The 13,322-nt window shown below is 61.3% G+C and carries 19 protein-coding genes and 2 tRNA genes; 13 read left to right on the top strand and 8 right to left on the bottom strand.

The annotated features are described in order from the left end of the window. The first annotated feature begins 40 nt into the window (after positions 1 to 40). On the top strand, positions 41 to 715 hold the full coding sequence (locus V8J81_RS04560) for a hypothetical protein (protein ID WP_368474562.1): 675 nt from the start codon (positions 41 to 43) through the stop codon (positions 713 to 715). A 45-nt stretch (positions 716 to 760) separates the two neighbouring features. Further along, complete coding sequence (locus V8J81_RS04555; protein ID WP_368474561.1) at positions 761 to 1,585, top strand: metallophosphoesterase; 825 nt, start codon at positions 761 to 763, stop codon at positions 1,583 to 1,585. A gap of 67 nt (positions 1,586 to 1,652) precedes the next feature. On the opposite strand, the gene V8J81_RS04550 is transcribed toward V8J81_RS04555, so the two are convergent. Both V8J81_RS04550 and V8J81_RS04545 read right to left on the bottom strand, forming a co-directional pair. Continuing rightward, positions 1,653 to 2,609 carry a hypothetical protein gene (locus tag V8J81_RS04550; protein WP_368474560.1) on the bottom strand — a complete coding sequence of 319 codons (957 nt, stop codon included), beginning with the start codon at positions 2,607 to 2,609 and terminating at the stop codon, positions 1,653 to 1,655. A gap of 101 nt (positions 2,610 to 2,710) precedes the next feature. Beyond that, positions 2,711 to 4,150: an OmpA family protein gene (locus tag V8J81_RS04545; protein WP_368474559.1), complete on the bottom strand. Its 1,440-nt coding sequence runs from the start codon at positions 4,148 to 4,150 to the stop codon at positions 2,711 to 2,713. 152 nt (positions 4,151 to 4,302) lie between these two features. Here V8J81_RS04545 and V8J81_RS04540 point away from each other — a divergent pair. The 4 genes from V8J81_RS04540 to V8J81_RS04525 all read left to right on the top strand — a co-directional run bounded on the left by V8J81_RS04540 (position 4,303) and on the right by V8J81_RS04525 (position 6,323). Then, a tRNA-Gly gene (locus V8J81_RS04540) sits at positions 4,303 to 4,377 on the top strand. Positions 4,378 to 4,536: 159 nt separating this feature from the next. Next, the gene (gene hisB / locus V8J81_RS04535) at positions 4,537 to 5,124 is read left to right on the top strand and encodes an imidazoleglycerol-phosphate dehydratase HisB (protein ID WP_368474558.1); all 588 of its coding nucleotides are present in this window, start codon (positions 4,537 to 4,539) and stop codon (positions 5,122 to 5,124) included. Next, positions 5,121 to 5,759 (top strand): imidazole glycerol phosphate synthase subunit HisH, encoded by a 639-nt coding sequence (gene hisH, locus V8J81_RS04530; protein WP_368474557.1) that lies wholly within the window; start codon positions 5,121 to 5,123, stop codon positions 5,757 to 5,759. Before hisB ends, hisH begins: the two co-directional genes overlap by 4 nt. A gap of 138 nt (positions 5,760 to 5,897) precedes the next feature. Continuing rightward, complete coding sequence (locus V8J81_RS04525) at positions 5,898 to 6,323, top strand: hypothetical protein (protein ID WP_368474556.1); 426 nt, start codon at positions 5,898 to 5,900, stop codon at positions 6,321 to 6,323. A 68-nt stretch (positions 6,324 to 6,391) separates the two neighbouring features. Here V8J81_RS04525 and V8J81_RS04520 read toward each other — a convergent pair whose 3' ends face one another. Continuing rightward, entirely contained in the window at positions 6,392 to 6,781 is a 390-nt protein-coding gene (locus V8J81_RS04520; protein WP_368474555.1) for a DUF2147 domain-containing protein, read from the bottom strand. A 144-nt stretch (positions 6,782 to 6,925) separates the two neighbouring features. Between V8J81_RS04520 and hisA the strand changes: the two genes are divergently transcribed. The 3 genes from hisA (at position 6,926) to V8J81_RS04505 (ending at position 8,511) form a co-directional block, all read left to right on the top strand. Then, entirely contained in the window at positions 6,926 to 7,642 is a 717-nt protein-coding gene (gene hisA, locus V8J81_RS04515) for a 1-(5-phosphoribosyl)-5-[(5-phosphoribosylamino)methylideneamino]imidazole-4-carboxamide isomerase (protein WP_368477598.1), read from the top strand. A gap of 155 nt (positions 7,643 to 7,797) precedes the next feature. Continuing rightward, positions 7,798 to 8,169 carry a hypothetical protein gene (locus V8J81_RS04510; RefSeq protein WP_368474554.1) on the top strand — a complete coding sequence of 124 codons (372 nt, stop codon included), beginning with the start codon at positions 7,798 to 7,800 and terminating at the stop codon, positions 8,167 to 8,169. A gap of 123 nt (positions 8,170 to 8,292) precedes the next feature. Then, positions 8,293 to 8,511, top strand: a complete 219-nt coding sequence (locus tag V8J81_RS04505; RefSeq protein WP_368474553.1) for a hypothetical protein — start codon at positions 8,293 to 8,295, stop codon at positions 8,509 to 8,511. Position 8,512: 1 nt separating this feature from the next. Here the strand turns inward: V8J81_RS04505 and V8J81_RS04500 are convergent, their stop codons facing one another. Next, a complete protein-coding gene (locus V8J81_RS04500; RefSeq protein WP_368474552.1) occupies positions 8,513 to 8,959 on the bottom strand; it encodes a DUF302 domain-containing protein in 447 nt (148 codons plus the stop codon). Between the two features lie 105 nt (positions 8,960 to 9,064). On the opposite strand from V8J81_RS04500, the gene hisF reads away from it, so the two are divergent. The 3 genes from hisF to ybiA are packed head-to-tail and all read left to right on the top strand — an operon-like array spanning position 9,065 to position 10,573. Further along, positions 9,065 to 9,826: an imidazole glycerol phosphate synthase subunit HisF gene (gene hisF, locus V8J81_RS04495; protein ID WP_368474551.1), complete on the top strand. Its 762-nt coding sequence runs from the start codon at positions 9,065 to 9,067 to the stop codon at positions 9,824 to 9,826. Next, positions 9,823 to 10,131 carry a phosphoribosyl-ATP diphosphatase gene (locus V8J81_RS04490; protein WP_368474550.1) on the top strand — a complete coding sequence of 103 codons (309 nt, stop codon included), beginning with the start codon at positions 9,823 to 9,825 and terminating at the stop codon, positions 10,129 to 10,131. The genes hisF and V8J81_RS04490 overlap by 4 nt, the downstream gene beginning before the upstream one ends. Then, positions 10,124 to 10,573 carry a riboflavin biosynthesis intermediates N-glycosidase gene (gene ybiA / locus V8J81_RS04485; RefSeq protein ID WP_368474549.1) on the top strand — a complete coding sequence of 150 codons (450 nt, stop codon included), beginning with the start codon at positions 10,124 to 10,126 and terminating at the stop codon, positions 10,571 to 10,573. Before V8J81_RS04490 ends, ybiA begins: the two co-directional genes overlap by 8 nt. Before the next feature lie 118 nt (positions 10,574 to 10,691). On the opposite strand, the gene V8J81_RS04480 is transcribed toward ybiA, so the two are convergent. From V8J81_RS04480 to rlmB, 4 genes are all read right to left on the bottom strand, one after another. Then, entirely contained in the window at positions 10,692 to 11,165 is a 474-nt protein-coding gene (locus V8J81_RS04480) for a CoA-binding protein (protein WP_368474548.1), read from the bottom strand. A gap of 173 nt (positions 11,166 to 11,338) precedes the next feature. Beyond that, positions 11,339 to 11,800, bottom strand: a complete 462-nt coding sequence (locus V8J81_RS04475) for a YHS domain-containing (seleno)protein (RefSeq protein WP_368474547.1) — start codon at positions 11,798 to 11,800, stop codon at positions 11,339 to 11,341. 91 nt (positions 11,801 to 11,891) lie between these two features. After that, complete coding sequence (locus V8J81_RS04470) at positions 11,892 to 12,206, bottom strand: hypothetical protein (protein WP_368474546.1); 315 nt, start codon at positions 12,204 to 12,206, stop codon at positions 11,892 to 11,894. Between the two features lie 3 nt (positions 12,207 to 12,209). Further along, positions 12,210 to 12,989 carry a 23S rRNA (guanosine(2251)-2'-O)-methyltransferase RlmB gene (gene rlmB / locus V8J81_RS04465; RefSeq protein ID WP_368474545.1) on the bottom strand — a complete coding sequence of 260 codons (780 nt, stop codon included), beginning with the start codon at positions 12,987 to 12,989 and terminating at the stop codon, positions 12,210 to 12,212. Between the two features lie 107 nt (positions 12,990 to 13,096). On the opposite strand from rlmB, the gene V8J81_RS04460 reads away from it, so the two are divergent. Next, positions 13,097 to 13,180 (top strand) — tRNA-Tyr (locus V8J81_RS04460). The last annotated feature ends 142 nt before the right edge of the window (positions 13,181 to 13,322 follow it).

Below are 13,322 nucleotides of genomic sequence, written 5' to 3'. Positions count from 1 at the left end.
TATGTTGCAGGGGCGTGTTGCGGAGCTAAGCGCGCGGACGATGTTTGCGGAATTTGCCACGGATGAAAGCGGTGCTGTCACCGTCGATTGGGTTCTCCTGACCGGTGGACTTGTCGGGCTTGGCCTTGCCACCATGGCGGTGCTGTCCAGCGGGATTGAGAACCTGACAGGTGACATCGCCAACAGCCTCGCCAATGTGCAGGTCGGCGCTTCGCCCTTCAGCAATCTCAGCTCCATCTTCTCTGACACCTTTTCTTCAGGCTCCGCCGGTTGGTCCGGCGGCCAGATGGTCAACCTCGCAGGCTTTGGAAATGTTCTGCAACTGGGGCCGGGCGTGCTGGCCACAACGTCCGCCGCCATACCCTCCGGGGCCACCAACGCGACCATCACATTCGACCTGATTGGCGTTGATGACCTCTCCGGCGCGCCTGCGACCGTTTTCGTGAACGGCCAAGCGGTTGCGATCTATGCCGACAACCACGGCAACATCACCACCTCTGCCCCCGCAGTGCCCGGCATTTCCGTGACCGTGGATCAGCAATATACCAACGATCCCATGGGTTCCGGCTCCCACGGCCATGACAGCCGCGCGACTTACACAATCACGGTCGAAGACCCCGGCGAGACGATCACCTTTGGCGTCGGCTCCAACTCGACCGAGCCTACATCCGATGAATTCTACGCGATCGACGACGTGGACATCAGCGCGGGCTAAAGCTCGGGTCTTGCCCCGCCGCGCCCCTTGCGGCACCGTCCCGATATGGGAGAGCATTTCGACAAAGCCCTGATCTTCACCGATCTGCACATCGTCCCCGAGGGCGAGACGATCATCGACCTCGACCCCCTCGACCGGTTCCGCGAAGGGCTGGCTCATGCGCTCGCGCGGCACCCCGATGCCCGGCACCTGATCTTGTTGGGGGACCTGACCCATAACGGCACGCCCGCGGAATATGCCCGCCTCGCGCCCGCCTTGGCTGATTGTCCCATTCCGATCACCGTGACCATGGGCAACCACGACCTGCGCGACAATCTGCATGCAGTCTTTCCCGATGCGCTGGACCGAAATGGCTTCGTGCAATCCGCGCTCGACCTCGGCCCCCTGCGACTGCTGATCCTCGACACCCATGATTACGACGGGCAGGCCCCGTTAGAGCATGACGGCTATCTCTGCGCCACACGGCTGGCCTGGCTTGACGGGGAATTGGCCCGCGCCGCGTCAGACGGCAAAAGCGTCGTTGTCATGTGCCACCACCCACCCTGCCCCGTGGGCTTCTGGGCAATGGATGCGATTGGTCTGGCCAATGCCGATGACCTGCTGTCGCGCCTGCACGCGGCCCCGCATGTCAAACACCTGATCTGCGGCCATATCCACCGCACGATTCACGCCTCGGCCGATGGCCTGCCCGTCTCGATCCTCAAAAGCCCGTGCCACCAAATCCCGATGATCCTTGGCCAAGGCACCTTCGCAGACAGCGTTGATGAGCCCGGCGCCTACGGCATCCTCTTGGCGCTCAAGAACACGGTCGTGGTCCATACCGAGGATTTCGCGCTCTCCGACGGATCCGTGCTGACCTACGAACGCTAGCGCCGCCATACACGAAAAAGGCCCCCAGCATCGCCGAGGGCCCGTTCATTCTAGGTCGACCGAGGCGTTATTCTGCCAAAGTCACTTTCCCAACCGTCTCGTTGAAGAAGAACAACTCGTAATCCCCTGCCGTCCCAGCACCGAGGAAGAACAGGGTGACGGAAACAGGGTTCGACGCGCCTTCTCCATCCCAGCTGATCGAGTTGGAATAGCGATTGCGGACCGAACCCGACACCGACCGCCCAAGCGGCAAAAGCGGGTAGCCAGCGGGGCCGATCAAAGCGAAGTCCGTGTTGGTGAAGAACGAGGCATTTTCGCCCGGCTCTGCATCCACGTTGATGTTCTGCAGCGCCGTGACCGAGATATCGACCCGCACAATTTCGCCCAGTCGCGGCACGATCCGGCCGGGAATATTCGTGCGGCCAATACGGTCTTCCGTCACCAGTTCGGGTGAGGCCGAAATACCGCTGATGGCAACATCAAAGAAGCTGGACGGTTCGGGCACTTCCGAGACCGGCACGTTTAGATCGACCGGGATGCGCATCGTTTCTTCGCCTTCGCCGATCACCAGCGTGGCGCTTGTGGCACCTGTGGGCACGCTGAACACCAGGTCCAGATGTCCACCGGCATTCTCTTCCGGCCAATCCCGCGGGCGCCGCGCATTCAGGCTGTTGCCGCCACGCTCAACCTCAGGGAAGAAATTGAACCGACCCCATGCGCTGCGCGCCTCGGTCTCGTTGTCCAATTGCAGGCCAATATCACTCGCGCGGACCTGAACGCGCTCCAATTCGTCGCTCCATGCAACGGCGAAGTTCGCGTCGATGTAGATGAAATCCTCCGCCTCGCCTGATTCATAGGTGTGCAAAGCACAGCAGGGCGAGGCCAGATCAGGATCAATATTGGGCATCGTGTCGTAGCGCGTAACCGTCAGGCTCGACAGCGTCAGCGCATCGGTCTGCGCGAAAGCAGGGCCAGACAAAAGGGTAACGCACGCGGCGAAACCAGCAGTCCTTAGAAGAGTCATGAAGGGAATTCCTTTCCGTTAGTGACAAAATGATTTTCGAAGATGGGGGCGCGGTCAATCCCGACGGCAATGTCGCGAACAGCTCAAAAGCCCCCGACACCTCATCGCCCGATCAACAAGACCTCCACGCGGCGATTGGCCTGCCGACCGCTCTCCGTCGTGTTGTCGGCCACGGGACGCGCTTCACCGAACGCGCGGGCTGTCGCGATTTGAGGTGAGACACCGGCGGCCAGCAGCGCCTGCATCACCGCCTCGGCACGCGCGCGGCTCAGATCAACGTTGTAGGCATCTGTACCCTGAGCATCGGTGTGGCCGTCCACGATCACCCGCGTGATACCGCCTGCGCGGATCGCCGCGGCAATCTCTGCGACCGCTTGCGTGGCGGCCGGGCGCAGGGTTGCGCTGTCAAAATCGAACAGCAGGTTCGCATCCAGTACCAGCCGCGTGGCCGAACCAATCGCGCCAACCGCATCAATATCCGCCCCCGGGTAACGGCCCGAACACTGCACGCCATCATCCACGAGCCGCACAAACTGGAACGTGTCCCCGGGCCGGATAAATGGCGCGATGTCGATGGCCGCAGTCGCGCCTTGGATGGCTCCGATCTCGACCCAGTTCGTTCCATCACCGGAAATCGCGAGCGAAGTGCCTTCCACATCGGGTCCAACCTCGAAAATGAAAAGGTCAGGTCCCGGAACATCCAGCAGTGTGTTGTCGATGAATTGGTACACAACCTGCCCACCACAGCCCAGGGTCGTGGCCCGTGCCACGCCAGTATCGATGTAATCAGGCGCGTGCAGGCCTAGGCTCGGATCATCCCAGCCCGGCTCGATTCCACCGCCTGGCGCGTAGCTGACCACCGCGTCAGCGAAGGAGATATCGCCTGCCGGGAACTGCACCTGCCCGCCACGCGTATCGTCGTAGGCGACGCTGCCACCCGCCCCGCCAGAGGGCAAACCGGTATCAATCCGCTCAACTGCTCCGATCGCGCCAATCGCATCAATATCGGCCCCCGGGGTACGCCCCGAGCATTGAACACCGTCATCGGTCAGCCGCACAAACCGCAACTGTTGCTGTGGCGCGACCCGCCCGGCAAGGTCCAGACCCGAGGTCGCACCCTCGATCCGGCCGAGCGAAATCCAGGTCACGCCATCGGCGCTGACCTCCACTTCAGTCCCTTCCACATCCGGGCCCACTTCGAAAATCCACAAGTCAGGCCCGTCAACATCAACCAGCGCGTTGTCGCTGAAGCTCCATGTCGCAACGCCGCCGCAGCCAAGCGTGGTATGCGTCGTGCCATCGTTGCGCACAAAATCGGGCAGGCCCAGGGCAGATCGCGGATCCGTCGCGGAGGCCTCGGGTATGGTGCCACCCGGCGCATATCCTTCGACGCGATCCGCAAAGGATGCCGCACCAAGCGGGAAAGTCACTTCAACACCGCGGCTATCGGTAATGACAAGGGGATCGGTCTGTGCCAGCCCGGGAAGGGCGGCACCAAGGCACAGCAATACCGCCGCGCCGCAAAACAAAGGGGATTTCATTCTAAGTCCTTAAACAAACATCGAGTATGCGGCGGCAAAAACAGACCTCGCGCTGCGCTCACTCTGGCGTGATCGCCCTCTTCGCACAATGGTAGGAAATTCCCCCTTGCGCCCCCCGGAAAACGTTTATAAGACGCCCGCACACTTAGTGAGCGGGTGTAGCTCAGGGGTAGAGCATTACCTTGCCAAGGTAAGGGTCGTGAGTTCGAATCTCATCACCCGCTCCAAAGTCTTCTCATAAAATCAACTGGTTATCCCCTTTTGGGGTCGCTGTGTTTGGGCGTTTTGCGTCCATTGGGCCGCGTTTTCTGGAAAAGGGCCCACTGTGCCTTGGCGATGCCACGGTCCCTTTTTATAAGGCGGGCGACGGTTAAAGGACCAAAACCATGCGCACCGCCCAAATCAGCCGCAAAACTGCGGAAACCGACATCTCGGTCGAGATCAACCTCGACGGTACCGGCACTTATGACAACCAGACTGGCGTCGGGTTCTTTGACCACATGCTCGACCAACTGGCACGTCACGCGCTGATCGACATGGTCGTGCGCTGCTCGGGCGATTTGCACATCGACGACCACCACAGCGTGGAAGATGTGGGCATCGCTCTGGGTCAGGCCCTGACGCAAGCCATGGGCGACAAACGTGGTATCCGCCGCTACGGCGAATGCACCCTGCCGATGGACGACGCCCGCGTCGCCTGTGCGCTGGATTTGTCGGGCCGCCCCTATCTGATGTGGGAGGTTGAAATGCCCACCCAGAAGATCGGCACGTTCGACACCGAACTTGTGCGCGAATTCTTCCAGGCGTTTGCGACGCACGGCGGCATCACGCTCCACATCACCCAAGCGGCGGGCTTCAACAGCCACCACATTGCCGAGGCCGCCTTCAAAGCGGTCGCCCGCAGCTTGCGTGATGCGCTGGAAACCGACCCGCGCAAGGCGGACGCTATCCCTTCCACCAAGGGCAGCCTGTGACCACCGTTCTGATCGACTACGACGCAGGCAATCTGCACTCCGCTGAAAAAGCCTTTCAGCGCATGGCAGCCGAGGTTGGTGCAGGCGATCTGATCGTGACCGCCGACCCGGACGTCGTGGCCCGTGCAGACCGCATCGTTCTGCCCGGTGACGGCGCTTTTCCAGCCTGCCGTCAGGGGCTTAGAGAGATTGATGGGCTTGAGGCCGCCCTACTTGAAGCGGTCGAGGCGCGCGGTGTGCCGTTCTTTGGCATCTGTGTCGGTATGCAAATGATGGCCCGTCTTGGCCTTGAATACGAGGAAGTCGCAGGTTTCGGCTGGATCGACGGCGTCGTTGACCGGATCACGCCCTCGGACCCCTCCCTGAAGATTCCGCATATGGGCTGGAACGACTTGAACATCGACCAGCAACACCCTGTTCTGGAAGGCATTTCCACGGGCGATCACGCCTATTTCGTGCACTCCTACGCCATGCGCGTCTCGACGCCATCACACTTGCTCGCCCATGTCGATTACGGCGGCGATGTCACCGCCATCGTGGGCCGCGACACCATGGTCGGCACGCAGTTCCACCCGGAAAAAAGCCAAAGCGCAGGCCTGCGGATGATCGCAAATTTCCTGCAATGGCGACCCTGACACTTGTCTTTTCCGCTAGGTAGCGCCTGCAACACCCGCAGCGTCCGGCGAAAAAGCTGTTGAATCATGTGGCCTTACCCAAGGGAATGCGTATCCTTCACGCATCCGTGATCACGCTTAACCCCGGAGGAGAATCCTTTGATCCGTATGCTCGTCGCCGTTCTGGCGCTTGTTGGCCTGTCGGCCTGTACCCCCACAACCACCACCGTCTATCCAGAGAACTACACGGCGGCGAACTGCTTTACCGGCAACTACGTCTTCGATTTGGAAGTCTACGTGCCTGATGAATATGGTCGCATCCTTGCCATGACCCAATTCTCGAACGATTCGAACGGCTTGCGCACTGTCTGCCGTCTGGTGCCTGAACCGAACCCGATCCCCGGCTTCGGATATCCGATCTATTCAGGCGAAGTGGATAATGGCCGCGACGGCATCTGCGTTTCGGCTCGCACGCAGAATGCAGGCCATGTCCTGTCCTGCGCGTCGCAGTCCCAAGTCCGCAATGCCGTGCGCTCCGGCGGTACGATCCAGCTGACCCGTTGGCAACCCTTCGGCGGATCATAGATCTGCTGCATATCAACACGAAAGGGGCGCGCCACTGGCACGCCCCTTTTCATTTCTAAATCAGCTGCTTACTGGATGCGCACCCAGGTCTGGCGGGCACAGATGAGGCCACCGGCCACACAGCCACGCAGCGTCAGCTGGTTGCCGCTGACATTCATGCGTCCGATGTAGATGCGGTCATTCGACGGGCGCCAGACGGAGCCCTCATATTCACCCCCGCCCTGCGGAACCATGTCGATCACGATCTGACGGCCCAGGTTCGGGCTCTGATATTCGCCAGTATTGTCGAACGTCCGGCTGATCGTGCCGCACACAGCACCACCGCAAGCCCCAAGCGTGACGTAGGCATAGGCCCCGTCATCCACCTCGGTCTGCCAGACCCCATGCGCCGGGTCCGCCGCCGCCGCGCCCGCCATGCCGACAAGCGCCAGAACGGCGCCTAGAAGCGTCTTTTTCATATCCATTGTCTCCCTTGTCTCCTCTGCGCGCGATCATTTCGACTGCAACCGCAGGTGGCAAGCATGACGTTGCGGCCATGCGGGCTTGCAGGTACGCCGTCTCTGCGACAAAAGCCGGTCGACGCCACCAACTGGACAAAGCCCATGATCCTCTACCCCGCCATCGACTTGAAAGACGGCAACGCCGTGCGCCTTTTGCGGGGCGAGATGTCGGAAGCGACCGTTTTCAACACCGATCCCGCCGCACAGGCGAAGGCGTTTCAGGACGCAGGATGTGAATGGCTGCATCTGGTAGATCTGAATGGCGCCTTCGCGGGGGAGCCGGTCAACGGCGCGGCGGTTGAAGCCATCTTGGCCGCGACGGACGTTCCCACGCAGCTTGGCGGCGGCATACGCGACATGGCCACGATCGAGATGTGGCTGACCAAAGGCATCGCGCGTGTGATCCTCGGCACAGTGGCGGTGGAAAACCCAGACCTCGTCCGCGAGGCCGCGAAGGCCTTCCCCGGCAAGATCGCCGTGGGCATCGACGCCCGCAAAGGCCGTGTGGCAACCAAAGGATGGGCGGAGGAGACCGACGTGATGGTCACCGACCTCGCCCAAGCCTTTGAGGATGCGGGCGTCGCTGCCATCATCTACACCGATATCGACCGCGACGGCGCCATGGGCGGGCCCAACGTGCAAGCCACCGCGGACCTCGCCCGCGCGACCTCTATCCCCGTAATTGCCTCGGGCGGCGTCTCGTCCCTGTCTGATTTGCACGCTCTGAAGGAAACGGGCGTTATCTCCGGCGCAATCTCCGGCCGCGCGCTCTATGACGGCGCCCTTGATCTGGCCGAGGCTCTGGCCGCCCTCGCCTGAACAGCCCCAAAGCCGACGGTAAGGAATCCCGTAGGTCGCAATAACGCGCCTCTGCCCCGATCTGAAAAGGATGTGGGCGGAGGGTTAAATGGTCGAATTTCTTCCTATTTTCCTGTCAGGTCTGTCTCCGGTCTCAGGGACCGGCTGTGCCAGATATGAGTGATCTCCTGATGGCGGTGCTGGTAATCCTGGTGCCCACATGGGCCGCCTGCACCATGTTTGTCGCTTGGGCAGGCAACAGCGCCTCATCCTTGCTTGCAACAATCCTGAGGATCAGCGGGCTACTTTGCGCCGCCGTACTAACCCTTTGCTTCGCCGTCATCGTCGCCATCACCGCAGACTGCTCAGGAAATGTCCTCTATGGATTCGGGCAATGTGACTGCCTCCCGATGACCGGATCAGCCGCCACAACGCTTACTTCGCTGTCTTTGCTGACCTACGGGCTCGGCATCCTATACGGAGCACTTTTGCTGATCGTGGCCGGAGTATGGGAGGTGCTAACGCGACGACGCTCCCCGGCCAAATAGTGGCATTACGACCCCAAACACAGCACAGGCGCTATCGGCTGGCGGCGGCAAGACTACAAAAACGACCCTAACGCGGTAGGCTCATGCAGCTTGCCAATCCATCGCAATCAAGCGGAGCGTCATATGAAACTCAGCGGCCCAATCATTACGATCATCGCAGGCATCGCGATCTTCTGCATCGCATGGATGGCACAAGGCCCGAGCAACGACCCCAATATCGGTCGCGGCATCGCCAACTACATCTTGTCTCAAATCCTGCTTGGCCTCGGCGGGCTGACCTGCCTTGTTGGCCTGACCTGGCTTCTGGTTCGTTTTTTCGACCGAGGCGGGGACGACAGCTAGGTCATTCGCCCGCCGCCGCCGCCGTCAGATTGCCAAGCGCGCCGTTCATCCGCTCCAGATACGGCGCGTCGTCCGCAACCTCCAGATCGTCGAACATCGACTCGGGCGTCTCCCAAGTGATCACGCTACCGTCGCCATCGCCGTAGACCAACACCCGCAACGGCAGATGTAGCCCCGCGCGAATGTCATCCTGCAAGGCGGGCGTCCCGAGCATCGGGTTGCCGAAGACCAGCAACTCCGCATCGACCAACTCCATATCGACGGAGGCTGCGCCACCACCATGGTTCACCCGCGCAAACACCGTGGCCCCTGCCCCTTCGACGGCTGCCACCAAACGGTCCATCGTCGTGGCCACATCATCGGGGCTGCTGCGTTCGGCATAATCGTCGGCAAAGGCGGGGGAAGTTGCGATCACAAGGGCACCCATCAGGCTCATCATGCGTTTCATGGTTGTCTCTTCTTCTAAGGAAATCGTCGGGCCACTTTCCACCGCGAATGCGCAAAAGCCCATTCACCCTTTCGTGCGCAGCACTTTCGGCCTAAACCCGCCACCATGTTGAAAACCCGCATCATCCCCTGCCTCGACGTGGCCGAAGGCCGCACCGTCAAGGGCGTCAACTTCGTCGACTTGATCGACGCAGGCGACCCGGTGGAACAGGCCCGCGCCTATGATGCCGCCGGCGCGGATGAGCTGTGTTTCCTCGACATCAAAGCGACGCACGAAAACCGTGGCACGATGTACGACCTCGCCACCCGCACGGCTGAGCAGTGTTTCATGCCGCTGACGATCGGCGGCGGCGTGCGCACCGTGGACGATGTGCGCAACCTGTTGCTCGCTGGAGCCGACAAGGTGTCGTTCAACTCCGCCGCCGTGGCCGATCCCGATTGCATTGCGCGCGCCGCCGACAAGTTCGGCTCCCAATGCATCGTCTGCGCCATCGACGCGAAGACTGTAGCGCCCGGAAAGTGGGAGATCTTCACCCACGGCGGGCGCAAGCCCACCGGCATCGACGCCGTGGAATTCGCCAAAACAGTCGTCGCCAAAGGCGCAGGCGAAATCCTTCTGACCTCCATGGACCGCGACGGCACCAAATCGGGCTTCAACCTGCCGCTGACGCGCGCGGTCTCTGATGCGGTCAACGTCCCCGTTATCGCCTCGGGCGGCGTCGGCACCCTCGACCACCTTGTCGAGGGCGTCACCGAAGGCGGCGCCTCCGCCGTGCTCGCCGCCTCCATCTTCCACTTCGGCACCTACACAATCGGTGAGGCCAAGGCCCACATGGCCGCCGCCGGTATCCCCATGAGGCTGACATGAGCATTCGCGATCTCGCCGCCACGATTGAGGCCCGCAAATCCGCTGACCCAGACAGTTCTTGGACCGCCAAGCTGCTGGCCAAAGGCCCGGAAAAATGCGCCGAGAAGTTTGGCGAAGAGGCGGTTGAGGCGATTATCGAGGCCGTGAAAGGCGACAAGGCCGCATTAACGGGTGAGGCGGCGGATGCGCTCTACCACCTACTCGTCATGTGCGCCGCCCGCGACGTGAGCCTGGCCGACATCGAAGCCGAGCTCGCCCGCCGCACCGCCCAATCCGGCCTCGCGGAAAAGGCCAGCCGTGGCTGAGCCCGGCACAATCTACTTCTACGCCCAGACCGATCCATACGCGGAATTCTCCAACTTTGCGCCATACGGCGTAGAGATGGAGGGCGTCTATTGGCGCACGGTCGAACACTACTTTCAGGCCATGAAATTCCACGACGCCGATTACCGCGAACGCATTCGTTCCGCTTCCAAACCAAAGGACGCCAAGTCGCTCGGCATGACGCGTGCGATCCCGCTCAGGCCGGATTGGGAGGAGGTTAAGGATGAAATCATGTACGCCGCCGTCTCCCGCAAATTTCGCACCCATGCTGAACCGCGCGCACTTTTGTTCAGCACCGGTGACGCGCGTATCGTCGAGAATGCACCGATGGATTACTATTGGGGCGGTGGGCAGGATGGGACCGGTCTGAACCGCTTGGGTGAGATCCTGATGCGGGTCCGCGCTGAGCTGCGCGGTATGTGACTGTCTGTTCGTTTGCGCACCAGAAGGACGCCCTTCACCCCCAACCGTGCAGAAAACGGTAACTACAGAATAACTACGCAATCACTACAGGATCGTTACACGCATTTCGGCGTAGCGCTCACAGCTTTGATGAAATGATACCGGTGGCGAACCCGCCCATCCGAAGCTCTCCAAACAGGCGCTGATATTCGATCTTGGGGCACCGGTTCTGGATCACGACCAGCCCTTCGGCTTCCGCTTTGGCCGCAGCCTCCGCATGGGTCACACCGATCTGCATCCAGATTACTTTCGGGCGCACGGGCAAGGCCAAAGCCTCATCCACGATGTCTGGCACAGCCTCCGGACGCCGGAAGATGTCGACAACGTCGAAAGGGTCAGGAATGTCCGAAAGGCTTGCCCGAACCTGCTGACCGAAAAGCGTTTTTTCTGTATGGCCCGGATTGACCGGGACCACTTTGTAGCCCTTCAAATTCAGGTATCGCGCCACGTAATGCGAAGGGCGCACCGGGTTTGGCGACACGCCGACACACGCAAAACTCTTTGAGTTTCGCAGCACTTCGCGCAGCAGATCATCTGAAGGAGTCGTCGTCATACGACCCTCATACCAAACAAAAAAGGCGCCCGCATCGGAGAACCGGCGGGCGCAGTTTCGGAACGAGGGACAGTGATGGGCGCGCGGGGTTCCGACCCGCGACGCCTGTTAATGATATGGGGTCGCAAACATGCCCGGAAAAGGGGCACTACAAAAACGTGAACACGCCCGTTTTAGCCAAGCAACGCTGGCCAATTCGCATCCCCTTGCGCAATCGCATCGGGGATTTCGCGCAACCAGCGGCGGCGGATTCGCAGGCTGTAATTCAAGAAGAGGCGCCCATCCACAACTGACCAAGCCTCGGGCACCGTGCTGGCCACATAGCCCCGCGCAGCGGCAAAGGCGCAGTAGCCGCCAAAGGCGGGCGCATAGGCCTCCGGATCTGCTTCGAACAGCGCACGGTTTTCGGCGCTCGCGAAATGCCAGGTCGCGCCGTTCCACTCCAGTGCATGTTCGGCTGAGCCAATCACCGGGTCGTCATCCTCCGCCAGGGAAAAGAAGGCGACCGGATCAGCCCCATCAATGGCAATCCCGTCCTCGGCGTAAACCGGCGGCTCCATCGCGAAAGCAGGGCGTGTGGCAAGGACCGCGGTCGATGCGGCCAGCAGCGAAAGGGTCGTTCGGCGTGTAATCATGTGCTTGTTTCCGTGGTCGATGTCGTTCGCTTGGCAACATGCCCATGGCGGCGCGAAAAGGAACCCGGGTTGGCGCGTTCGTGAAGTCTTGTCAGTCGAAAATATCTTCGATGACGTCAAAGGCTTCCTCGAAGACATCCTTCACCATGCGCTTCCACTTGGGCTTCCGCTTTTTCTTCCGGCGGCTCTTCAACTCCCGCTCCGGCAGGCCAAACCCGTGCGGTGCTGGCCGTTGTGGTGAGCGTTTCACGTCGCCGCGCTTCTCACGCGGCTTGAGCCATTTCATCTCGTGCAATGGCGCACCGCAGGCACCGCACGCGAGCTCATGCCCTTCGCGCGCGGTGAAATTCAGCGTCTGACGCCGTCCGCAATACGAACAGGTCGCGATCTTCGTGTTCTGTGGCATCCGTTACCCCTTTGTCAGGGCATATAGGGCAACTGCAGCCGCGTTTGAGACGTTGAGCGATCCAAAATCGCGGGCGAAGGGAATTTTGGCCAATACGTCGCACAAATCTCGTGTGCGCTCCCGCAGACCGGGGCCTTCCGCCCCCATCACTAGCGCCACATGGCCGTCTGCATGGGTCTTGGCAACCTCGTTGATGTCCTGCGCGCCCTCTTCCGCAAGGCCAACCATCCAGAATCCGTCGGCTTTAAGGGCCTCCATCGCGTCGCCCAGATTACCGATCCGCGCGTATGGCATGCGCTCCAATGCACCACTGGCCGTCTTGGCCAAGGCGCCAGTTTCAGGGGCTGAGTGCCGCGCGGGAGCCAAGACAGCAGTAGCCCCGAACACCTCGGCTGAACGCAGAATAGCGCCTACATTATGCGGATCGCTGACACGGTCGAGCATGACGACAACCGCACGCTCCCCCTGCCCACGCGCCAGTGCGCGCCAATCGCCCCAATCCAGCGGCTTCACCTCCACCGCGGCACCCTGATGGACCGAGCCCGGATCAAGCGGAACCGGGAACTTTCGCGGATCGGCGATTTCGGGCGTGATCCCGCGCGCGGCAATTGTCTCCGCCAGCTTGTCGCCCGCATTTTTGCTGACGACGAGCCGCAGCACCTCACGTTCGGGATTCGCCAACGCATCGCGCACCGCGTGCAGGCCGAACAACCAAAGCGTTTCCGCCGCGGCCGCGCGCTTGCCACGCTCTTTCTCGATCACCCATGTCGGTTTTTTTGCCATGACCCTCCCATACCGGGCGCAACGGCGGGTGCAAAGCCGCATTCCCGCTTGACCCCCCGCGCGGGCGTGGATATTTCGCCTCCACGTTTCGCGCTTTGCGTCGGAATGGGTGACAGGCCGCAAGGTGTGGCAGGGGACTGTAACTCCCTCGAGGCGACTCACGCCTGGTTCGATTCCAGGGTCACCCACCAACGCACATCTTGGAAAAAGATGTGCGGCCGACAGGGTCGATTTCAGAGAAATCGGCCCCGAGAGGCAAACGCCGCAGCACATGCGCACCCCCGACGAAAACCACCCTCCTGCTGTCGCCCTCTGACCAGAATCGCGCACAAG

The sequence above is a fragment of the Gymnodinialimonas sp. 202GB13-11 genome, assembly GCF_040932485.1.
GTDB classification, from domain to species: domain Bacteria; phylum Pseudomonadota; class Alphaproteobacteria; order Rhodobacterales; family Rhodobacteraceae; genus Gymnodinialimonas; species Gymnodinialimonas hymeniacidonis.
The sequence above is the reverse complement of the archived record's forward strand: the minus strand, read 5'-3'. Positions and strand labels throughout refer to the sequence as shown.